The 24,523-nt window shown below is 73.4% G+C and carries 3 protein-coding genes; all 3 read left to right on the top strand.

Annotation, left to right across the window (positions count from 1 at the left end; genetic code table 11):
• The first annotated feature begins 49 nt into the window (after nt 1–49).
• Genes JNUCC0626_RS14060 through JNUCC0626_RS14050 form a run of 3 tightly spaced genes read left to right on the top strand, consistent with a single transcriptional unit; the run spans nt 50 to nt 24,515 of the window.
• On the top strand, nt 50–5,314 hold the full coding sequence (locus JNUCC0626_RS14060; RefSeq protein WP_430623493.1) for an SDR family NAD(P)-dependent oxidoreductase: 5,265 nt from the start codon (nt 50–52) through the stop codon (nt 5,312–5,314).
• 26 nt (nt 5,315–5,340) lie between these two features.
• Nucleotides 5,341–13,602 (top strand): type I polyketide synthase, encoded by an 8,262-nt coding sequence (locus JNUCC0626_RS14055; RefSeq protein ID WP_394620182.1) that lies wholly within the window; start codon nt 5,341–5,343, stop codon nt 13,600–13,602.
• Nucleotides 13,603–13,649: 47 nt separating this feature from the next.
• Complete coding sequence (locus JNUCC0626_RS14050) at nt 13,650–24,515, top strand: SDR family NAD(P)-dependent oxidoreductase (RefSeq protein ID WP_394620181.1); 10,866 nt, start codon at nt 13,650–13,652, stop codon at nt 24,513–24,515.
• Nucleotides 24,516–24,523 lie beyond the last annotated feature (8 nt).

Genomic DNA, 24,523 nt, shown 5'->3' with positions numbered 1-24,523 from the left:
TCGACGGCCTGCGCACCCCCTGACCTCTTTCGCACCAAGGAGCACCACCATGGCCACGCCCGATGCGCAGAACGTCGAGAAGCTGCGGGACTACCTCCGCTTCGCCACCACGGACCTGCGCGACACCCGCAAGCGGCTCGCCGACCTCGAAGACCGGGCGCACGAACCGATCGCCGTCGTCGGCACCGGGTGCCGCTATCCCGGCGGGGTGCGCTCGGCAGCCGACCTGTGGCGGCTGGTCGCCGAGGGGGGCGACGCGGTCGGCGAGTTCCCCGCCGAGCGCGGCTGGGACGTCGAGGCGCTCTACGACCCGGACCCGGACAGCCAGGGCACCACGTACGCCCGTGGTGGCGGCTTCTACCGCGACGCCGGGAAGTTCGACTCGGGCTTCTTCTCGATCAGTCCGCGCGAGGCGCTGGCGATGGACCCGCAGCAGCGGTTGCTGCTGGAGATCGCCTGGGAGGCCTTCGAGGACGCGGGCATCGACCCGGCGTCGATGCGCGGCGAACCCGCGGGTGTGTTCGTCGGCGGCGGCTTCTCCGACTACGGCGGCCCGATGCAGTCCGCACCCGAGGGCGTGGAAGGCCACCTCGTGACCGGGAAGGCCGGCAGTGTCCTATCCGGACGGATCGCCTACACGCTCGGCCTCGAAGGGCCCGCGGTCACCATCGACACGGCGTGCTCGTCGTCGTTGGTGGCCGTGCACCTGGCGGTGCAGGCGTTGCGGCGTGGTGAGTGCACGGCGGCGCTCGCCGGTGGTGTGACGGTGATGTCGACGCCGGCCGTGCTGATCGAGTTCAGCCGCCAGCGCGGTGTTGCCCCGGACGGGCGCTGCAAGGCATTCGCGGCCGCGGCCGACGGCATGGGGCTGGCCGAGGGCGCCGGGGTCGTGCTGCTGGAACGGCTGTCCGACGCGCTTGCCAAGGGGCGGACCGTGCTCGCGGTCATCCGCGGCTCCGCGATCAACCAGGACGGGGCGTCCAACGGCCTGTCCGCGCCCAGCGGTCCGGCGCAGCGGCGGGTGATCCGGCGGGCGCTGGCGGACGCGCGGCTCACCCCGGCCGAGGTCGACGTCGTCGAGGCGCACGGCACCGGGACCGAGCTGGGCGACCCGATCGAGGCGCAGGCGTTGCTGGCCACCTACGGCCAGGCGCGGGCGGGTGCGCCGTTGTGGCTCGGCTCGGTGAAGTCGAACATCGGGCACGCGCAGGCGGCGTCCGGGGTCGCCGGAGTGATCAAGATGGTCGAGGCGTTGCGGCACGGCGTGTTGCCGCGGACGTTGCACGTCGACGCGCCTTCGCCGCACATCGACTGGTCTTCGGGTGAGGTCGAGCTGCTGACCGAGGCCAGGCCCTGGGCCGTGCCGGACCGGCCGAGGCGGGCCGGGGTGTCGTCGTTCGGGGTGAGCGGGACGAACGCGCACGTGATCCTGGAGGAGGCGCCCGAGGCCGCGGCGAACCCGGCGTCCGGTGCGGCGGGAGTCGTTCCGTGGGTGCTGTCCGCCAAGACCCGGGCCGCCCTGCGCACCAAGGCCGGGCAGCTGGCCGGACTCGACGCCGACCCGGCCGACATCGGTTTCTCGCTCGCCACCACCAGGACCGCGCTGGAGCAGCGCGCGGTCGTGTTCGGCGGCAGCCGGGACGAACTGCGCCGCGGCCTCGCCGCACTGGCCGCGGGCGAGCCGGACCCCGGGGTCGTCGAGGGCGTGCCGTCCGCCACCGGTGGCGCGGTCTTCGTCTTTCCCGGCCAGGGTTCGCAGTGGACCGGCATGGGCAGGGAACTTCTCGAGTCCTCACCGGTGTTCGCCGCGAGGATGCGCGAGTGCGCGGACGCGTTGAAGTCCTTTGTGGACTGGGATCTGCTCGGCGTGCTGTCGGACGAGGTCGCGCTGCGGCGGGTGGACGTCGTGCAGCCGGCGATCTGGGCGGTGATGGTGTCGCTGGCCGCGGTGTGGCGGGCGCACGGGGTCGAGCCCGCCGCCGTGATCGGTCACTCCCAGGGTGAGATCGCCGCCGCGTGCGTCGCGGGCGCGCTGTCGTTGGAGGACGCCGCGCTCGTGGTCGCCATGCGCAGCCGTGAACTGGCGAGCCTCGCCGGTGCGGGCGGCATGGTGTCCGTGGCCGCACCCGCGGCGGAAGTGAACGCCCGCATCGCCGGTACCGGGCTGTCGCTCGCCGCGGCGAACGGGGCCAGGTCCGTGGTCGTCTCCGGAACGCCGGACGCCCTGGACGAGCTCATCAACGGGTGCACGGCCGACGGCATCAGGGCGCGGCGGATCCCGGTGGACTACGCGTCGCACTCCGGGCAGGTCGAGGCCATCGAGGAACGGCTGCTCGAGGTCCTGGAGCCGGTGCGCCCGCGGGCGGGGGAGCTGCCGTTCTACTCGACCGTCACCGGCCGCCCCGCGGACACCAGCCAGCTCGACGCCGGTTACTGGTACTGCAACCTGCGGCAGACCGTCGAGTTCGAGCAGGCGACGAGGGCTCTGCTCGCCGACGGGCACCGCGTGTTCGTCGAGTGCAGCCCGCACCCGGTGCTGACGACGGCGGTGCAGGAGACGGCGGAGGACGCGGACCGCGAGGTCGTCGCCGTCGGGTCGCTGCGGCGCGACGACGGTGGCTCGGAGCGGTTCCTGCGCTCTGCTGCCGAGGCGTTCGTGCGCGGCGTTCCCGTGGACTGGGCGAACGCTTTCGACGGCGCGCACGTCGTTGCGCTGCCGACGTATCCGTTCGAGGGCGAGTACTACTGGCTCCCGGCTTCGGCCGGCGTCGCCGACCTCGGTTCCGCGGGTCTCGCCGACGCCGGGCACCCGCTGCTCGGCGCGGCGGTCGAGCTTCCGGACGACGGCGGGTTCCTGTTCACCGGACGGCTTTCCCTGCGGTCGCACCCGTGGCTGGCCGAGCACTCCGTCCACGGCGCGGTGCTGCTGGTGGGCACGGCGTTCGTCGAGCTCGCGTTGCACGGCGCGGCCGTGGCCGGGTGCGCCGAGGTGGAGGAGCTCGCTCTCGAAGCACCGCTCGTGCTGCCGCCGGACGGCGCCGTGCTGATCCACCTGACCGTCGGTGCGGCCGCGGAAGACGGTCGCCGGGCCATCGCGGTGCACTCGCGGCCGGAGGACGACCCGCTCGCCGAATGGACGCGGCACGCGGCCGGGTTCGCGGCGCAGGGGGACACCGGCCTGGCCCCGGGACTCGTCCTGTGGCCGCCGGTGGCCGCCGAACCGGTGCCGCTCGACGACGTCTACGGGCGCGCGGCGGAGCGCGGGTTCGAGTACGGGCCGGTGTTCCAGGGGCTGCGGGCGGTGTGGCGGCGCGGCGACGAGGTGTACGCCGAGGTCGCGTTGCCGCGGGAGCACCACGGTGAAGCCGCGCGGTACGGCGTGCACCCGGCGCTGCTCGACGCGGGTCTGCACGCCATCGCGCTGGGCTCGCTCACCACCGAGGGCACCGGGCGGCTGCCGTTCTCCTGGACCGGGGTGCGGCTGCACGCGACCGGGGCGACCGCGTTGCGCGTGCGGCTCGTGCAGGCGGGCGAGACGTTGAGCGTCGAGGTCGCCGACGAGACCGGGGCGCCGGTCGCGGCGGTCGACGCGCTCGTCTCGCGTCCCGTGGTGGCGGGCCAGGTGCGGGCGGCCAGGCGGTCCGGCCCGCTGTTCCGCGTCGACTGGGTACCGATGAACGGAACCGCGGCGCGGTCGGACGCCGAGGTCGTCCGCGTCGCCGGGGAGGACGTCCGCGCGGTCCTCGGTGCGGTGCTGGCGGAGATCCAGGCATCGTTGCGCGAGGATCGGCGGCTCGTGTTCGTGACGTCCGGTGCGACGGCCGACGAACCCGATCTCGCCGCCGCGGCCGCGTGGGGCCTCGTGCGCTCGGCCCAGGCGGAGCACCCCGAGCGGTTCGTCCTGCTCGACCTCGAACGTCCCGGCGATCCGGTCCCCGCTCTGCCCGCGGACGAGGACCAGCTCTCCGTCCGAAGTGGACAGATCTGGGTGCCGCGACTGGCTCCGGTGCCCGCCGGGGCCGCCGAGCCGCGGACGGTCGACGGCAGTGTGCTGATCACCGGCGGCACCGGGACGCTCGGCCGGCTCGTCGCGGGGCACTTCGCCCGCAACGGCGCGCGCCGGCTCGTGATGGTGAGCCGCCGCGGGTACGCCGCGCCCGGTGCCGCGGACGTCGTGTCCGGCCTGACCGAGCTGGGCGCGGAGGTCACCGTGGTGGCCTGCGACGTCGCCGACCGCACGCGGCTCGCCGAAGTTCTGGCAGGCGTGCCGGATCTCGCTGCCGTGGTGCACACGGCGGGTGCGCTCGACGACGGTGTCGTCGAGGCCCTCACGCCGGAGCGACTCGACACCGTGCTGCGCGCGAAGGTCGACGCGGCCCTGCACCTGGACGAGCTGACGCGCGACCGCGAACTCTCCGCGTTCGTCCTGTTCTCGTCCGCGGCCGGCACCTTCGGCACGCCGGGTCAGGGCAACTACGCCGCCGCCAACGCCTGCCTCGACGCGCTGGCACGGCGTCGCAGGGCTGCCGGGTTGCCCGCGCAGTCGCTCGCCTGGGGCCTGTGGGCCGACACCAGCGAGCTGACCGGAACCCTCGGCCGAACCGGTCAGGACCGGTTGCGCCGCACCGGATCCCGGGCGTTCACCGCCGAGGACGGCCTGGCGGCGTTCGACCTCGCGCTCGCGACGGGCGAGCCGGTGCTGGTGCCGGTGCAGCTCGACCCGGCGGCACTGCGCCCGCGGGCCGGCCAGGTCGTGCCGCCGTTGCTGCGCGGCCTCGTCCGCACGCCGGTCCGGCGCGGTACGGCCGGTGGTGACGCCTCGGTGCGCCGCCAGTTGGCCGGCCTGACGCCGGACGAACGGGACCGTGTGCTTCTCACGCTGGTGCGGGCCCAGGCCGCGGCGGTGCTCGGACACTCCGGCCCCGGCGCCATCGAGCCCGGCCGCGGTCTGCTCGACCTGGGCTTCGACTCGCTGACCGCGGTCGAGCTGCGCAATCGCCTGCAGACCGCCACCGGCCTGCGGCTGCCGGCGACGCTGGTGTTCGACCACCCGACGGCGACCGCGCTCGCGGCATTCCTCGCGGAGCGGTTCGGCGCGGCCGAGGGGCCGGCGTTCGCCCCGGCGCTGGCCGAGCTCGGCCGCCTCGAAACCCTGCTGTCGCCGTTCGCGGCCGACGGCGCCGCCCGCGCGGCGATCACGGTGCGTCTCAAGGACTTGCTGTCGCAGTGGAGCGACACGACCGCGGCCGACGACATCGACGCGGCCTCGGACGACGAGCTGTTCGGCGTCCTCGACGAGTTGCGGATCTCGTGAGCCACCCCGAACCCAGGAGCAACCAGATGTCGAACGAACAGAAGCTGCGCGACTACCTCAAACAGGCCGCCAAGGACCTGCGCGAGGCCCGCGGCCGGGTGAACGAGCTCGAGGAACGCGACCACGAGCCGATCGCGATCGTGGGCATGAGCTGCCGCTACCCCGGCGGCGTCTGCTCACCGGACGATCTGTGGCGGCTGGTCGCCTCCGGGACCGACGCCATCTCGGACTTCCCGGACGACCGCGGCTGGACCGCCGCCGACGTCTACGACCCGGATCCGGACAAGCCCGGCAAGTCGTACGTGCGGCAGGGCGGGTTCATGTCCGGTGCCGCCGACTTCGACCCCGGCTTCTTCGACATCAGCCCGCGCGAGGCCCTCGCGATGGATCCGCAGCACCGGCTGCTGCTGGAGACGTCGTGGGAGGCGTTCGAGAGCGCCGGGATCGACCCGGCGACCGTACGCGGGCACAGGATCGGCGTCTACGCCGGCGTGATGTACCAGGACTACGCCGCGCGGCTCACGTCGGTGCCGGAGATCGTCGAGGGCTACCTCGGCAGCGGCAACGCGGGCAGCGTCGCGTCCGGGCGCGTGGCCTACACGTTCGGTTTCGAGGGCCCGGCGATCACCGTCGACACGGCGTGCTCGTCGTCGCTCGTGGCACTGCACCTGGCCGTGCAGTCGCTGCGCCGCGGCGAGACCACGATGGCCCTGGCGGGGGGTGTCACGATGATCGTGACACCGGCCGGGTTCATCGAGTTCAGCCGCCAGCGCGGGCTCGCACCGGACGGCCGCTGCAAGTCGTTCGCCGAGGCGGCCGACGGCACCGCGTGGGCAGAGGGCGCCGGGATGCTGCTGGTGGAACGGCTTTCCGACGCGCGCCGCCTGGGGCATCCGGTGCTCGCCGTGGTCCGCGGTACCGCCGTCAACCAGGACGGTGCCAGCAGCGGGCTGTCCGCGCCGAACGGGCCGGCGCAGCAGCGGGTGATCCGTGCGGCGCTGGAGAACGCGGGTCTGCGTCCGTCCGATGTGGACGCGGTGGAGGCGCACGGCACCGGCACGGTGCTGGGTGACCCGATCGAGGCGCAGGCGGTGCTGGCGGCGTACGGGCAGGGTCGTGAGCGGCCGTTGTTGCTGGGGTCGTTGAAGTCGAACATCGGGCACACCCAGGCGGCGGCCGGTGTCGGTGGCGTGATCAAGATGGTCGAGGCCCTGCGTCACGGCGTGCTGCCCAGGACGTTGCACGTCGACTCGCCTTCGCCGCACGTGGACTGGGAAGCGGGCGCCGTCGAGCTGCTCACCGAGGCCGTGGACTGGCCGGAGACCGGTCGTCCGCGCCGCGCCGGGGTGTCGTCGTTCGGTGTCAGCGGCACCAACACGCACGTCGTGCTGGAACAGGCGCCGGACGAGGAGGTGCCGGAGCCCGGCCCGGCCCCTGCGGTGCTGCCCTGGGTCCTTTCCGGACGGACGGACGCCGCTCTGCGGGCACAGGCCGCGCAGCTGCTGGAGAGCGACGCGGATCCGGTGTCGATGGCCGCTTCGCTGGCGCTGCACCGGGCTGCTTTCAACGAACGGGCGGTGGTGCTCGACGACCTCGCCGGAGGGCTGCGGGCGATCGCGGCCGGGCAGCCGTCGCCTTCGGTGGTGCGGGACGCGGTCGCGCCGGGCGATCTGGCGTTCCTGTTCACCGGGCAGGGTTCGCAGCGCGCCGGGATGGGGCGCGAGCTGTGCGCGGCGTTCCCGACGTACGCGCGGGCGTTCGACGAGGTCTGCGCCGGGTTCGACCCGCGGGTGCGGGAGCTGGTGCTCGACGGCGGGGCGGAGCTCGACCGGACCGAGTTCGCCCAGCCGGCGTTGTTCGCCGTCGAGGTGGCGCTGTTCCGGCTGTTCGAGGCCTGGGGTGTGCGGCCGGGCTTCCTGCTGGGGCACTCGATCGGGGAGATCGCGGCGGCGCACGTCGCCGGGGTGTTCTCCTTGGAGGACGCGCAGAAGCTCGTCTCGGCACGTGCGCGGTCGATGCAGGCGCTGCCCGAGGGCGGCGCGATGGTCGCGGTCCGGGCGAGTGAGGAAGAGGTGCGGGCAGCGCTGACCCCGCGCGTCTCGATCGCCGCCGTCAACGGTCCGCGATCGGTCGTCCTGTCCGGCGAAGCCGACGCGGTGGCGGAGGTCGCGGCCGGGTTCGGGAAGGCCAAGGCGCTCACCACCAGCCACGCGTTCCACTCGGCGCTGATGGACCCGATGCTGGCCGGCTTCCGCGCGGCCATCGCGACCATCGCGTTCTCCGAGCCGCGGATTCCGCTCGTCTCGAACGTGACCGGGACGCTCGTGACGCCGGGCCAGGTCACCGACCCGGACTACTGGGTGCGGCACGTCCGGGAGGCCGTCCGGTTCGCCGACGGCGTCACCGCGTTGCACACCGAGGGTGTCCGCACGTTCCTCGAACTCGGACCGGACGGCGTGCTGAGCGCGCTCGCCCAGGACTGCCTGCCGGACGGTGCGGCCGTCGCGGCACTGCGCGCCGGGCGGCCCGAGGTGCGGTCGGCCGTCGCCGCGCTGGCCCGCCTCCACACACGCGGCGTCACGCCGGACTGGGCCACCTACTTCGAAGGGAGCGGGGCACGTCGCGCCGACCTGCCGACCTATCCCTTCCAGCGCACGCGGTTCTGGCTGGAGGCCACCGGTTCCGGCACGTTCGTCGAGCCCGCCGCGAAGCCGGAACCGCGGCGGGCGGCCCTGCGCCTGGGGGGAGGCGAGCGGATGCGCGAGCTGACCGAGCTGGTCCGCGGGCACGCCGCCGTGGTGCTGGGCCACGAGAACGTCGGCGAGGTGCGGGCGGACCGGCCGTTCAAGGAGCTGGGCTTCGATTCGCTCACCGCCGTCGAGCTGCGCACGTCGCTCGCCACCGCGCTCGGCCGCGAACTGCCCGCCACTCTCGTCTTCGACCACCCGACCCCGGCGGCGCTGGCGGCGTTCCTCGACGCCGAACTGTCCGGAGTGGACACCACGATCGCCGACGAGACCGTTCTGGCGAGTGGTGAACCCATCGCCATCATCGGCATGAGCTGCCGGTATCCGGGCGGGGTGAGCTCGCCGGACGATCTCTGGCGGCTGGTCGCCACCGGAACCGACGCGATCTCGGTGTTCCCCGACGACCGCGGCTGGGACGTCGACGCGGTGTTCGACCCCGACCTGTCGCGGCCCGGCACGACGTACTCGATCGAAGGCGGGTTCGTCACCGGAGCCGCCGAGTTCGACGCCGGGTTCTTCGGGATCTCGCCGCGCGAGGCGCTGGCGATGGACCCGCAGCAGCGGTTGCTGCTGGAGGCGTCCTGGGAGGCGTTCGACCACGCCGGCGTCGATCCCACGGCCCTGCGCGGCGCGAAGGTCGGCGTGTTCGCCGGGACCTCGGCGCAGGACTACAGCTCGCTGCTCGCCACCATCCCCGCCGAGGCCGAGGGGTACGTCGGCACCGGCACGGCGTCCAGCGTGATCTCCGGCCGGATCGCCTACAGCCTCGGCTTCGAGGGCCCCGCGCTCACCGTGGACACGGCGTGTTCGTCGTCGCTGGTGGCGCTGCACCTGGCCGCACAGGCGCTGCGCAACGGCGAGTGCTCGATGGCGCTGGCCGGCGGCGTGACGGTGATGTCGACGCCCGCCGGGTTCATCGAGTTCAGCCGTCAGCGCGGGCTCGCACCGGACGGGCGCTGCAAGTCGTTCGCCGCGGCCGCCGACGGGGTCGGCTGGTCGGAGGGTGCCGGCATGCTGCTCGTGGAACGGCTGTCCGACGCCCTGCACAACGGGCACGAGGTCCTCGCCGTCGTGCGGGGTTCCGCCGTGAACCAGGACGGCGCGTCCAACGGCCTGACCGCCCCGAACGGGCCCGCGCAGCAGCGGGCGATCCGTGCGGCGCTGGCCAACGCGAACCTGACGCCGTCCGATGTGGACGTGGTGGAGGCGCACGGCACCGGCACGGTGCTGGGCGATCCCATCGAGGCGCAGGCGGTCCTGGCGACCTACGGCCAGGATCGTGACCGGCCGTTGCTGCTGGGGTCGTTGAAGTCGAACATCGGGCACACCCAGGCCGCCGCCGGTGTCGCCGGTGTGATCAAGATGGTCGAGGCGATGCGGCACGGCGTGCTGCCCAGGACGCTGCACGTCGACGCACCCTCACCGCACGTGGACTGGACGGCGGGGTCCGTCGCACTGCTGACCGGGGCCGTGGACTGGCCGAGGACCGATCAGCCGCGCCGCGCGGGGGTGTCGTCGTTCGGCGTCAGCGGCACCAACGCGCACGTCGTCATCGAGGAGCCGCCCGCGGTCGCCGGTGCCCCGGCCGAGTCGTTGCCCGTCCTGCCCTTCCTGGTGTCCGGCCGGGACGCGGAAGGGCTGCGCGCGCAGGCGGCGAAGCTCCGGGACGGAATCGGCCCCGAGCTCGCGCCGGCCGACGTCGCCCACACGCTGGCCACCGGACGGGCCGCGCTGGAGCACCGGGCCGCTGTGCTCGCGGCGGATCACGACGAGCTCCTGGACGGCCTCGACGCCTTGGCCGAGGGCCGTCCGCACCGTTCGCTCGTGCAGGGTCCGGCGGTGAGCGGGGGTGTCGCGTTCCTGTTCACCGGCCAGGGTTCCCAGCGCGCCGGGATGGGCCGGGAGCTGTACGAGCGGTCCGCGGTGTACGCGGCGGCGTTCGACGAGGTCTGCGCGCATCTCGACCCGCGGGTGCGGGAGGTCGTGTTCGGCGGTGCCCCTGAGCTGGACGGGACGGAGTTCGCGCAGCAGGGCATCTTCGCGGTCGAGGTCGCGCTGTTCCGCCTGCTGGAGTCGTGGGGCGCGCGGCCGGACCTCGTGCTCGGCCACTCGGTGGGCGAGATCGCGGCGGCGCACGTCGCCGGGATGCTCACGCTCGGGGACGCCTCCACGCTGGTGGCGGCGCGGGGCCGGCTGATGCAGGCGCTGCCGGAGGGCGGCGTGATGATCGCCGTGCAGGCGTCGGAGGAGGACGTTCTGCCGTTGCCCGACGGTGTTTCGCTGGCGGCGGTGAACGGTCCGAACGCGGTCGTGCTGTCCGGCGAGGAGAGCGCGGTCACCGAGATCGCCGCCCGATTCGCGAAGACCAAGCGCCTCAACACCAGTCACGCCTTCCACTCCGCGCTGATGGAACCGATGCTGGCCGAGTTCGCCGCGGCGCTCGACGGGCTCGTTCCCGCCGAGCCGGCGATCCCGTTCGTGTCCACAGTGGAGGGAGGCGGCGACGGCTCGCCGGCGTACTGGGTGCGGCAGGTCCGCGAGTGCGTCCGGTTCGCCGACGCCGTTGCGGCGGCCCGGGAACGCGGCGCGCGGACGTTCGTCGAACTCGGCCCGGATGCCGTGCTCTCGGCGATGGTCGAGGACGCGATCCCGGTCCTGCGCGCCGGTCACGACGAGTTCCGCACGGCGCTCGGCGCGGTGGCGCGGCTGCACGTCCGCGGCGTCACGCCGGACTGGGCCGCGGTCGTCACCGGCAGGCGGGTCGGGCTGCCGACCCAGGCGTTCCGGCGTGACCGGTTCTGGGTGGAGCCGTCGCAGGCGGCGGCGGACGTGACCGCCGCGGGGCTCGCGGCGGCGGAGCACCCGTTGCTCGGCGCGGCCGTCGAGCTGCCGGGTTCGGGCGGCTGCGTGCTGACCGGGTCGCTCTCCGTCCGGACGCACCCGTGGCTCGCCGACCACGCCGTGCAGGGCACCGTGATCCTGCCCGGCACCGCGTTCGTCGAACTGGCGTTGCGCGCCGCCGACGAGGTCGGCTGTGCCGCGATCGAGGAACTGACCCTCGCCGCGCCGCTGGTCATCCCGCCTCGGGGCGCGGCACGCGTCCAGGTGGCCGTCGGCGCGGCCGGCGAACTGGGCAAGCGGTCGATCACCGTGCACTCGGCCACCGATGACTCCTGGAGCCTGCACGCCACCGGGACGCTCACGCCGGAGGAGCCCGGTCCGGCAGCCGGTCTCGCGGTGTGGCCTCCGGAGGGCGCCGAGGTCGTCGACGTCACCGGGCTCTACGACGGCTTGCAGGACAACGGGTTCGGTTACGGCCCGGCCTTCCAGGGGCTGCGGGCGGCCTGGTCGCTCGACGGCGCCGTCTTCGCCGAGGTCGCGTTGCCGGAGGGCCAGCGGGACTCCGCCGGTCGGTTCGGGTTGCACCCGGCGTTGCTCGACGCCGCGCTGCACGCCGTCGGACTCGGCGACTTCGTCGGTGCGAAGGGACAGGGGCACCTGCCGTTCTCGTGGTCGGGGGTCGCGCTGCGGACGTCCGGCGCGGCGAGCCTGCGGGTCCGGCTGGCGCCGGTCGGCCCGGACACCATCAGCCTGACCGTCGCGGACAGCGCGGGACGGCCGGTCGCCTCGGCCGATTCGCTGTTGCTGAGGGCGATCTCGGCGGCGGGCATCGAGGCTCGGCGGGAACACCACCGGTCGTTGTTCCAGGTGGAGTGGGCGCCTGCTGCCACGGCGACCACTTCCGCGATCAACGCGGCCGGGTCCGCGACGATCTGCGTGGTCGGTGGTGACACCGCGGTGGCGGAGGCGTTGCGCGGCGGGGGAGCAGTCGTCACGTCCCACGACACCCTGGCCGATTTCCCGGCCGAGCAGGCCCCGGACTTCGTGTTCCTGCCGGTCGTCGGGGACAGCGTCCACCAGGTCACCACCGACGTTCTCGCGAGCGTGCAGGACTGGCTCACTCGCCCCGAAGGCCGCCTGGTCGTCGTCACCCGAGGCGCGGAGCGGGAGGTCACCGACGTCGCGGCCGCCGCGGCCTGGGGCCTGGTCCGCACGGCCCAGGCCGAGAACCCCGGCCGGTTCACGCTCCTCGACCTCGACGGCGAACCCGACGGCGCGGCGATCCTCGCGGCCCTCGGCGGCGGTGAACCGCAGGTGCTGCTGCGCGACGGCGAGACCCTCGCACCGCGGCTGGCGCGCGTCGCGGTCCAGGAACCGTCGCCGCGGCCGTGGAACCCCGACGGCACCGTGCTGATCACGGGCGGCACCGGCACCCTCGGCGGCCTGCTCGCCCGCCACCTCGCGGCCCAGGGCGTCCGGCACCTCGTGCTCGCCGGCCGCCGGGGCCGGGACACGCCGGGCATCGGCGAGCTGGTGTCCGAACTGGACGCTCTCGGCGCGCACACGTCGGTCGTGGCCTGCGACGTGTCCGACCGCGACTCCCTGGAAGCGCTCCTGGCCGGCATCCCGGCGGAGCACCCGTTGACCGCGGTCGTGCACACCGCCGGCGTTCTCGACGACGGCGTGCTGGCGTCGCTGACGCCGGAGCGGTTCGCGACCGTGCTGCGGCCCAAGGCGGACGCGGCGTGGCACCTGCACGAGCTGACCCAGTACGAGAACCTCGCCGCGTTCGTGATGTTCTCGTCGGCCGCGAGCACGCTCGGCAACGCGGGCCAGGCCAACTACGCCGCGGCGAACGCCGTCCTGGACGCACTGGCCCGTCATCGGCACGCGCGCGGACTGCCCGCGACGTCGCTGGCCTGGGGTCTGTGGGAGCAGTCGAGCGGGCTGCTCGGCGAGCTCACCGACGTCGACCGGCGGCGGATGAACCGCGGCGGGTTCGGCGCGCTGGCCACGAAGGACGCGCTCGTCCTGTTCGACACCGCGCTGGGCCTGACCCAGCCGGTCCTGCTCCCGATGGAGCTGGACGTCGCGGCGATGCGGACGCGGATCGGCGGGGGCACCGTGCCGCCGTTGTTCCGCGGGCTGATCCGCGCGGCGAGGCGTCCTTCGGCTGTTCCCACCGACGACGCGCTGCTGGCCGGCGTGCCACCGGAGGAGCACGAGGCCGTGCTGCTCGACCTGGTCCGGGCGCAGGTCGCGGCCGTGCTGGGACACGCGTCGGGCGACGCGGTCGACCCGGAGCGGGCGTTCAGCGACTTCGGGTTCGACTCGCTCAGCGCGGTCGAGCTGCGCAACAACCTGGCCGCGGCGACGGGCCTCCGGCTGCCCGCGACGTTGATCTTCGACTACCCGAACCCCGTGGTTCTCACCGGCTTCCTCCTCGCGGAACTGAGCGAGCCCGCCGCGGTGGCCGCCGACCCGGCGCTCACCGCGTTGGCGCAGCTCGAAGCCGGTCTGGCCGCCGTCACCCCGGGCGAAGCGACGCTGACGGTTCTTAGAACCCGTTTGGAAGTGCTGCTTGGAACCCTCTACCCGCAGACCGGTGACCAGGACGGCGCAGTGACCGGTGGAGACCTCGGCACCGCCACGGACGAGGAGCTGTTCGCACTGATCGACCAGGACGTCGAGGTCCGCTGAGCGGCCGTCCGCCGGCCCACCGATCCACCCCGAGGAGACGCCCCGCAATGGCGAACGAAGACACCCTCCGCGACTACCTGAAGCGGGCCACGGCAGACCTGCAGCAGACGCGGCAGCGGCTGGGCGCGACGCGGTCGCAGCTGGCCGAGCTCGAGGCGAGGGCCAGGGAACCGATCGCCATCGTCGGGATGAGCTGCCGGTACCCCGGTGGCGCCGACACTCCTGACGGGTTGTGGGACCTCGTCAACGAGGCTCGGGAGGGCATCACCGAGTTCCCCGACGACCGCGGCTGGGACCTGGGCGCGCTCTACGACCCGGACCCGGACAACCTGGGCACGTACTACGTCCAGGAGAGCGGCTTCCTGCGCGGTGCCGCCGACTTCGACCCGGCCTTCTTCGGCATCTCGCCGAGAGACGCGCTCGCGATGGACCCCCAGCAGCGGCTGCTGCTGGAGCTGTCGTGGGAGGCGGTCGAGTCGGCGGGCCTCGCACCGGCATCGTTGCGCGGCAGCAGGACCGGTGTGTTCGCGGGCGTGATGTACAACGACTACGCGGCTCGGTTGCAGCCGGTACCCGATGGTTTCGAGGGGTTCATCGGGAACGGCAGCGCCGGCAGCATCGCGTCCGGTCGCGTCGCGTACACCTTCGGCTTCGAGGGTCCGGCGCTCACCATCGACACGGCGTGCTCGTCTTCGTTGGTGGCACTGCACCTGGCCGTCGCCGCACTGCGCCGCGGCGAGTGCGACATGGCGCTGGCCGGCGGTGTGACCGTGATGTCCACGCCGACCGCGTTCATCGAGTTCAGCCGCGCCAGGGGCCTCGCGCCGGACGGTCGCTGCAAGTCCTTCGCCGCCTCCGCCGACGGCACCAGCTGGGGCGAGGGCGCCGGCGTGCTGCTGGTGGAACGGCTCTCCGACGCGCTCGCACTGGGCCACCCCGTGCTCGCCGTCGTGCGGGGCACCGCGGTGAACCAGGACGGCGCGTCCAACGGCCTCACCGCGCCCAACGGGCCGGCCCAGCAGCGGGTGATCCTCGCAGCGCTCGCGGCCGCAGGACTGGAACCGTCCGAAGTGGACGCGGTGGAGGCGCACGGCACCGGCACCGTGCTGGGTGACCCCATCGAGGCGCAGGCGGTTCTCGCCACGTACGGCCAGAACCGGCCCCTGGGGAAGGATCAGCAACCGGAGCCGCTCTACCTGGGTTCGCTGAAGTCGAACATCGGCCACAGCCAGGCCGCCGCCGGTGTCGGCGGTGTGATCAAGATGGTGCAGGCGATGCGTCGCGGCGTGCTGCCGAAGACGCTGCACGTCGACGAGCCCAACCCGCGGGTCGACTGGACCGCGGGCGCCGTCGAGCTGCTCACCGAGGCCAGGCCGTGGCCGGAGACCGGGCGGCCGCGCCGCGCCGGTGTGTCGTCGTTCGGTGTCAGCGGCACCAACACCCACGTCGTCCTCGAACTGCCCGAAGCGGAGGCGCCGGCCGACCGCGTGAGCCCGCCGGTGCTGCCGTTGCTGATCTCGGCACGCAGCCGCGACGCCGTGGCGGCCCAGGCTGCGGTGCTGCTGGACCACCTGGAAGGCGAATCGTCCCTTGTGGACGCTGCCTTCACCACGACGACCCGCGCGCGGCACCCGCACCGCGCGGTCGTGCTCGGCCGCGACCGCGAGGAGCTGCTGGCGGGGCTGGCCGACCTCGCGGCCGGGAAACCCCACGCCGTCACGGACACGGCCGCGCCGGGCAAGACCGCGTTCCTGTTCTCCGGGCAGGGCGCGCAGTACCGGGGCATGGCCACCGAGCTGTACGAGACCTACCCGGTGTTCCGCGCCGCGCTCGACGCCGCGCTGGCCGAGTTCGACCCCGGCGTGCGGAGTGCGGTGTTCGACGGCGACCGGCTCGACGACACCGAGTTCACGCAGCCCGCGTTGTTCGCCGTCGAGGTGGCGCTGTTCCGGCTCCTCGAAGCCTGGGGCGTGCGGCCGGACTTCCTGCTGGGGCACTCGATCGGTGAGATCGCGGCCGCGCACGTCGCCGGTGTGCTCTCGCTGACGGACGCGGCCGCGCTGGTCACCGCCAGGGCCAGGTTGATGCAGGCGCTGCCCTCGGGCGGCGTGATGATCGCCGTCGCGGCGGCGGAGGGCGAGATCAGCCCGACGCTGCCGGACGACGTCGCGATCGCCGCGGTCAACGGGCCGGGCTCGGTGGTGCTCGCCGGTCCGGCCGAGGCGGTCACGGCGGTCGCCGCGGCCTGGGCGGACAAGGGCCGCAAGACCCGCGAGCTCACGACCAGCCACGCGTTCCACTCGCCGCTGATGGCGCCGATGATCGAGGAGTTCCGGACCGCGATCTCGGGCCTTTCCGTTGGCACGCCGACCATTCCGATCGTGTCCACGGTGACCGGCAAGCCGGTCGCCGAACTCGGCCCGGAGTACTGGGTCGCGCACGTGCTCGCCACCGTCCGGTTCGCGGACGGCGTCGCGGCGCTGCACGAGTCGGGCGTGACGACCTTCGTCGAGGTCGGTCCCGGGGGCCGGCTGGCGGCCCTCGTCGGTGAGTGCGTACCGGACGAGGTCGCGGCGGTTGCCACGCTGCGCCCGGAGCGCTCGGAACCCCTGACGTTCGCTGCCGCGATCGCCCGGCTGCACACCCGTGGCCGTGAGGTGGACTGGGCCGCGTTGTTCGACGGTGCCCGGCGGATTCCGTTGCCGACGTACGCGTTCCAGCGCGAGCGCTACTGGCTGGACGCCAAGGAGACCGACGGCGACGCGGTTTCGGTCGGCCTCGGCGCGACCGGGCACCCGCTGCTCGGAGCCGCGGTGTCCCTCGCCGCCGGTGAGGGCTTCCTGTTCACCGGCGTGCTGTCGCGGAGGGCGCACCCGTGGCTCTCCGACCACGCCGTGCTCGGCACGGTGCTGTTGCCGGGGACCGCCGTGCTCGAGCTCGCGTTGCGGGCGGGGGAGCAGGCGGGCTGCGACCGCGTCGAGGAACTGACCCTCGAAGCCCCGCTGATCCTCGGCGACGACGGTGTCCAGGTGCAGCTGTCCGTCGGCGCGCCGGACGAGGACGACCGCCGGACGGTCAGCCTGCACTCACGGCCGGAGGACGCCGCGTTCGACGAGCCGTGGGTGCGGCACGCCACCGGTTTCCTGGCGCGGGGGACGGCCTCGGCCGGACCGGACCTGACCGTCTGGCCGCCCGCCGGGGCCGAGCCCGTGCCGGTGGACGGGATCTACGACGCCGTCGAGGCCGCCGGTTTCCACTACGGGCCTGCCTTCCGCGGTCTGCGCGCGGCCTGGCGCCGGGGCGAGGAGGTGTTCGCCGAGGTCTCGCTCGACGAGGACCACGCTGCCGCCGCCGAGCGGTTCGGTGTGCACCCGGCGCTGCTCGACGCGACCCTGCACGCGGCGGGCCTGACGTCGGACGAGGCGCCGCAGGGGCGGTTGCCGTTCGCGTGGACCGATGTCTCGTTGTTCGCCGCCGGTGCCTCCGCGGTCAGGGTCCGGCTGGTTCCCGCTGGAACCGGTGCGGTGTCGCTGACCCTCGCGGACCCCGCGGGCAAACCTGTTGCCACGATCGGCTCGCTGGTCTCGCGGCCGGTGGCCGCCGAGGCGCTGAACACCTCCCGAAGCCTGCGTGACGCGCTGTTCCGCCTGGACTGGCAGCCTGCTCCGGCCGGGGACTTCACCGGATCCGTCGAGGTGGTGCGACTTCCTTCCGTTGCGGGGGCGGTGCCCTCGCAGGTCCGTGAGACGACCGCGACGACTTTGGAGCGGCTGCAGGACTGGCTGTCCGGTGATCACCCGGCCGATGCCCGGCTCGTGTTCGTGACGCGTGGCGCGGTGGCGGTGCACGACGGCGACGACGTGCCCGAGATGGCCGGGGCCGCCGCGTGGGGTCTCGTGCGGGCAGCGCAGTCGGAGAACCCCGGCCGGTTCGTGCTCCTGGACGTCGACACCGACGACCTCGCCGACGACGTCCTCGCGGCGGCAGCGGCCACCGGCGAGCCCCAACTGGCCTGTCGTGGCGGGGAACTGCGGATGCTGCGACTGGTTCGCGCTGATGAGTCCGATGTGGACGTTTCCTTCGACGGCACCGTGCTGATCACGGGTGGTCTGGGCAGCATCGGCGCGCTGGTCGCCCGGCACCTGGTCGAGCAGGGCGTTCGCCGGCTGGTGCTGACCGGCCGGCGCGGGCTGGACACCCCCGGAGCCGCGGAACTCGTCTCGGAGCTGCACGCTGACGTCTCCGTGGTCGCGTGCGACGTCGCCGACCGCGACGCGCTGTCCGCCGTGCTCGACGCCATCCCCGACCTCACCGCCGTCGTGCACGCGGCGGGTGTGCTCGACGACGGCGTGGTGGAATCGCTGACGCCGCAACGGTTCGAAGCCGTGTTCCGGCCCAAGGTCGACGCCGCCTGGGCGCTGCACGAGCTGACCCGCGACCGGCCGCTGGCCGCGTTCGTGGTGTTCTCGTCGGCTGCCGGTGTGCTCGGCGGCGCGGGGCAGGGCAACTACGCCGCCGCGAACGCGTTCCTCGACGCGCTGGTGACCCACCGCCGCGCGGCCGGTCTGCCGGGCACCGCGATGGCCTGGGGCGCCTGGGCCACGGGCATGGCCGCGGACCTGGCCGACGCCGACCTGCGCCGGATGAGCCGTGGCGGCATGGTGCCGCTGTCCACTGCGGACGGACTCGCGCTGTTCGACGCCGCCCTGGCCGGTTCCGCGCCGGTGTCGGTCCTGAGCAGGCTCGACCTGGCCGCCCTGGGCAGGCAGGCGGCGGCCGGGATGCTGCCCTGGATGCTGCGCGGCCTGGTCCGCACACCGATGCGGCGAGCGGGCGAAGCGGTCGACGCCGCCCTCGCGCTGCGCCTCGCCGGACTGGACGAGTCCGCCCGGCGCGAGCTGCTCGCGGACGTGGTGAGCACGCACGTCGCCGCTGTGCTCGGGCACGGTTCGGCGGCCGCGGTGGACCTGGACGGCGCGTTCAAGGACCTCGGGTTCGACTCGCTGACCGCGGTCGAGCTGCGCAACCGCCTCGGTGGCGCGACCGGTCTCCGGCTGCCGGCCACGCTGATCTTCGACTACCCGAGCCCCGCCGCGCTGGTCGAGCACCTCGTCGCCGAACTGGGCGGGGCGCAGGCGCCGGTCACCCCGGTGCAGGTGTCCGGACCGGTCGACGAGCCCCTGGCGATCATCGGCATGAGCTGCCGGTACCCCGGTGGCGTGAGTTCGCCGGACGAGTTCTGGGACCTGGTCGCGGAGGGCCGCGACGGCATCTCGGGGTTCCCGGCCGACCGCGGCTGGGACGTGCCCGACGTGGACTTCGTGCCGGAGGGCGGGTTCCTCTACGACGCCGACCGCTTCGACCCGGAGTTCTTCGGCATCTCACCGCGCGAGGCCATGGCCATCGACCCCCAGCACCGGCTGCTGCTGGAGACGGCGTGGGAGTCGTTCGAACACGCGGGCATCGACCCCGTTTCCCTGCGGGGCAGCAAAACCGGTGTCTTCGCCGGCCTGATGTACCACGACTACGTCTCGCGGCTCACCTCCGTGCCCGAGGACCTCGCGGGCTACCTCGGCAACGGCAGCGCGGGCAGCGTCGCGTCCGGCCGGGTCGCCTACACCTTCGGGCTGGAGGGACCCGCGGTCACGATCGACACCGCGTGCTCGTCCTCGCTCGTCGCCCTGCACCTGGCGGCGCAGTCGCTGCGGTCGGGGGAGTGCTCGCTCGCGCTCGTAGGTGGTGTGACGGTGATGTTCACACCGACCGCGTTCCTCGAGTTCAGCCGCCAGGGCGGTCTGTCGGGCAACGGGCGGTGCAAGTCCTTCGCCGCGTCCGCCGACGGCACCGGCTGGGCCGAGGGCGCGGGAATGCTGTTGGTGGAAAGGCTTTCTGACGCGCGCCGCCACGGCCACCGCGTGCTCGCGGTCGTGCGCGGCACCGCGGTGAACCAGGACGGTGCGTCGAACGGGCTCACCGCACCGAACGGTCCGGCTCAGCAACGCGTGATCCGCGCCGCGCTGGCCGCTGCCCGGTTGTCCCCCTCCGATGTGGACGCCGTGGAGGCGCACGGCACCGGCACCGCGCTGGGCGACCCGATCGAGGCTCAGGCCCTGCTGGCCACCTACGGCCAGGACCGTGCGGAGGAGCCGTTGTGGCTCGGTTCGGTCAAGTCCAACATCGGGCACACGCAGGCGGCGGCCGGGGTCGCGGGTGTGATCAAGATGGTCCAGGCCATGCGGCACGGTGTGCTGCCGGCGACGCTGCACGTCGACGAGCCGTCGCCGCACGTCGAGTGGGCCGCGGGCAGGGTCGAGCTGCTCACCGGGGCTCGGGAGTGGCCCGAGACCGGGCGGCCGCGCCGGGCCGCGGTGTCGTCGTTCGGGGTCAGCGGTACCAACGCGCACGCGATTCTGGAGGAGAGCCCGGATCAACCGGTGACGACGCCCGAACGACCTGCCACCGTCGTACCCTGGGTGATCTCGGCGCGTTCCGAAGCCGCCCTGCGAGGGCAGGCCGAGGCGCTGTCCTCCGTCACCGCTGACCCGGCGGACATCGGCTGGTCCCTCGCCACCACCCGCGCCACCTTCGACCACCGAGCCGTCGTGATCGGCGACTTCGCCACCGGCCTGAACGCCGTCGCGGCAGGCACGCACCCGTTGCACGGCACGGCGACCAAGCCGGGCAAGGTCGTGTTCGTCTTCCCCGGCCAGGGCTCGCAGTGGCAGGGCATGGCGGCGGAACTCCTCGACACCTCGCCGGTGTTCGCGGGCCGCCTGGCCGAGTGCGCGGCGGCGCTGTCGTCCTATGTGGACTTCTCTGTCGTGGACGTGCTGCGCGAGGGACGTGACCTCGACCGCGTCGACGTGGTCCAGCCGGCGCTGTTCGCGGTGCTGGTGTCGCTGGCCGCGGTGTGGCGTGCGCACGGCGTCGAACCCGCCGCGGTCGTCGGGCACAGCCAGGGCGAGATCGCCGCGGCGGTCGTCGCGGGCGCGCTGTCCCTGGACGACGGTGCCAGGGTGGTCGCGTTGCGCAGCAAGGAGATCCTGGCGCTGGGCGGCGGCGGGATGGCCTCGGTGTCGCTGTCGGCCGAAGCCGCGGCGGAACGGCTGCCGCAAGGCCTCTCGCTCGCCGCCGTCAACAGCCCGTCCTCGGTGGTCATCTCGGGAGACGCCGGTCCGCTGGCGGAGTTCGTCGACGCGTGTGTCGCGGACGGCGTGCGCGCCAAGCTGATCCCGGTCGACTACGCCTCGCACTCCGCGCACGTCGACCGCATCCATGACCGGCTCCTCGAAGCGCTGGCCCCGATCACGCCGCGCACCTCGGAGATCCCTTTCTGCTCGACCGTCACCGGGGACTTCCTCGACACCACCGCGCTCGACGCCGCCTACTGGGCGCGGAACCTGCGGGAGACCGTCGAGTTCGCCGCGGCCACGGAGAAACTGACCGAGTCGGGCCACGGTGTGTTCATCGAGTGCAGCCCGCATCCGGTGCTGACGATGGCGATCGAGGAGACGGCCGAGAAGCCAGTGGTCGCCGTTGGCACGCTGCGCCGCGAAGACGGCGGGCAGGTGCGGATGCTGACCTCGCTCGCCGAGGCCTACGTCAGGGGTGTGCTGGTCGACTGGACCGAGGCGTTCCACGACGCGCGGCGGGTGGACCTGCCGACCTACGCCTTCCAGCGCGAGCGCTACTGGCTCGAATCGCCTGCGGGAGCAGGAGATCTCGGCTCGGCCGGGCTGGACTCCGCCGACCACCCGCTGCTCGGTGCGATGGTGGCGCTGCCCGACGACGGCGGGTTCCTTTTCACCGGAAGGCTTTCCCTGCGATCGCACCCGTGGCTCGCTGATCACGCACTCCTCGGCACGGCGTTGGTGCCTGGCACCGCGCTGGTCGAGCTCGCGCTCCAGGCCGGTGCGCAGGCAGGCAGTCCGGTGCTGGAGGAACTGACGCTCGAAGCGCCGATCGTCCTGTCCGCACAAGGGATCCAGGTGCAGGTGGCGGTTGGTGAGGACCGCACGGTCACGATCCACTCGCGTCCGGCCGGTGCGGAGGAGCCGTGGACGCGTAATGCCGCGGGGCGGCTCGGCACCGGCGAGACCTCCGGGACGTCACTGGCCGAGTGGCCGCCCGCCGGTGCCACCGAGGTCGAGCTGGACGGTGCGTACGAGGCGCTCGCCGAGCGAGGCTTCGGCTACGGACCGGCTTTCCAGGGCCTGAAGGCGTTGTGGCGGCGCGGTGAGGAGATCTTCGCCGAGGTCGCCGTCGAGGCCACCGACGCCGGCCGGTTCGGTCTGCACCCGGCGTTGCTCGACGCCGCGCTGCACGCGGGCATGGTGGCCGGTGACGCTGATGGCGGCGCGCGGATGCCGTTCGCGTGGACCGGGGTCGAGCTGCATGCTGTTGGTGCGGTGGCGATTCGCGTCCGGATCACCCCGGTCGGCGATGGTCTGAAACTCGACATCGCCGACGGCACGGGCGCACCGGTGATCACCATCGGCTCGCTGGTGACGCGGCCGGTGTCGGCTGAAGCGCTGAACGCACGGCGTGACCCGCTGTTCCGCGTGCAGTGGACGCCGGTGGCCGTCTCTTCGGAGGCCGAGCCCGTCGAACTCTTCGAGGTCACCTCGGGCGACGTCCACGAGGCCACCGCCCAGACTCTCGCGAAGCTGCAGGAGTTCTTGGCCGACAAGGGTTCCCAGCGCCTGGCGATCATCACTCGCGGAGCCGTCGCGACCGCACCGGGCGAGGACGTCCCTCACCTCGCCGCCGCCGCGGTCTGGGGCCTCGTGCGATCCGCGCAGACCGAACACCCCGGCCGCTTCGTGCTGATCGACGCGGAACCAGGGACACCAGAGCACCTGCTGACGAGCAGCGACGAGCCGCAGACCGCCGTGCGGCACGGGCAGATCCTCGCACCGCGCCTTGCCCGTGCCGCCGGACCGGAGACCGAGGCGGCCGGGTTCGACCCGGCCGGCTCGGTGCTCATCACCGGTGGAACCGGTCTGCTGGGTGGCCTCATCGCAAGGCACGTGGCCAACGCCGGTGCCGGGCACGTCGTGCTGACCAGCCGCCGCGGCAGCAACGCTGCCAGGGCCGAAGAGCTGGTCGCGGACCTCGAAGCAGCCGGAGCACGGGTCACCGTCGCCGCGTGCGACGCGTCCGACCGCGACGCGCTGGCCGCGGTTCTCGCAGCGATCCCGGCGGAGTTCCCGCTGCGCACCGTGATCCACGCGGCTGGTGTGCTGGACGACGGAATGCTCGACGACCTCACCCCGGAGCGGCTGGCCGCGGTGCTCGAACCCAAGGCCGTTGCGGCGTGGCACCTCCACGAGCTGACCCGGGACGCCGGACTGACGGACTTCGTCCTGTTCTCCTCCGCGGCCGGTGTGCTGGGCAACGCGGGACAGGCCGGGTACGCCGCCGCCAACGCCTATCTCGACGCGCTGGCCACGCACCGGCGGTCGGCGGGTCTGCCCGCCACGTCGCTGGCGTGGGGACTGTGGGACGAGGCCAGCGACCTGACCAGGAACGTCGGCCGGGACAAGGTGAACCGCGCCGGGTTGCGGCCGCTGTCGTCGGAAGAAGGCCTGCGCCTGTTCGCCGCCTCCCGCGGGACGGAGGAACCGGTGCTGGTGCCGATGCACCTCGACGTCGCCGCACTGCGGGCGCAGTTCGGAGCGGGCGGTGTGCCGCCGTTGCTGCGCGGTCTCGTCCGGCCTGCGGCTCGCAAGGCCGCGACCGCCGGGGACGCCGCGTCACTCGCGGAGCGACTGGCGGGGCTCACCGGCGACGCACGCGAAGCCGTCCTGCGGGACGTCGTGCTGACGCAGGTGGCCGGTGTGCTCGGATTCTCCGGCCCTGACGCGATTCCGCACGGGGCCGGCTTCCCGGAGCTGGGCTTCGACTCGCTCACGGCCGTCGAGCTGCGCAACCGGCTCATCGGCCTCACCGGTCTGCGTCTGCCCGCGACGCTCGTGTTCGACCACCCCACGGCGGAGGCGCTCGTCTCGTTCCTGAGCGGCGAGCTCGTGCCGCAGGAGCAAGTCGCGACGTCCACAGAGGACACCGTGGAAGACTTCCAGGAGAACGGCTCCATCCAGCTGCTCTACCGGAAGGCCTGCGACGAGGGGAAGATCGCCGAGGCCGTCGAGTTCATCAAGGCAGCGTCCCGGCTCAGGCCGTCGTTCGACGGCATCGAGGAAGTCAAGCAGCTGCCGGAACCGGTGCGGCTCGCCCGCGGTGACCGGACCCCGGACCTGCTCTGCTTCGCCGCACCCGTCGCGATCACCGGGGCCCAGCAGTACGCGCGTTTCGCCGGTGGGTTTCGCGGCGAACGCGAGGTCACCATGGTGCCCGCACCGGGTTTCCGACCGGGCGAACTGCTGCCGGCGTCGGTGGAGGCGACCGTCGAACTGCAGGCGGAGCTGGTCTGGAACCGCGCGGGCGGCACGCCGTTCGTGCTGCTCGGCCACTCGTCCGGCGGCTGGCTGGCGCACGCGGTGGCCACCCACCTGGAGCGGCTCGGCTCGCCGCCGGAGGGCATCGTGCTGATGGACACCTACCTGCCGCAGAGCGGCCAGATCGACCGGTTCAAGAGCACCTTCGTCACCAGCGCCCAGGACCGCGAGGAGGCCGTCGGCGGGATCGACGACCTGCGGCTGACCGGCATGGGCTGCTACTTCCGGGTGTTCGCGGACTGGGAGCCGCAGGACACGTCGGTGCCGACGTTGTTCGTGCGTGCCACCGAGTCCCTGCAGTCGGTGAGCGGCGAAGGGGAGTCCGGCGACGCCTGGCGGCCGACCTGGACAGCGCCCCACGTCGGCGTGGACGTGCCCGGCAACCACTGGTCGATGATGGAAGGTCACGCCGCGGCCAGCACCGACGCCGTTCGCACGTGGCTCGAACAGCTTTGACGCCAAGG

The organism is Lentzea sp. JNUCC 0626, from assembly GCF_043632865.1.
Classification (GTDB): Bacteria; Actinomycetota; Actinomycetes; order Mycobacteriales; family Pseudonocardiaceae; genus Lentzea.
This window is presented reverse-complemented; position numbering and strand designations above follow the sequence as displayed.

Bases quoted from the DNA above. Each gene is read 5' to 3' on its own strand.
- JNUCC0626_RS14060 (WP_430623493.1), top strand. From the start codon at position 50: ATGGCCACGCCCGATGCGCAGAACGTCGAGAAGCTGCGGGACTACCTC.
- JNUCC0626_RS14055 (WP_394620182.1), top strand. From the start codon at position 5,341: ATGTCGAACGAACAGAAGCTGCGCGACTACCTCAAACAGGCCGCCAAG.
- JNUCC0626_RS14050 (WP_394620181.1), top strand. From the start codon at position 13,650: ATGGCGAACGAAGACACCCTCCGCGACTACCTGAAGCGGGCCACGGCA.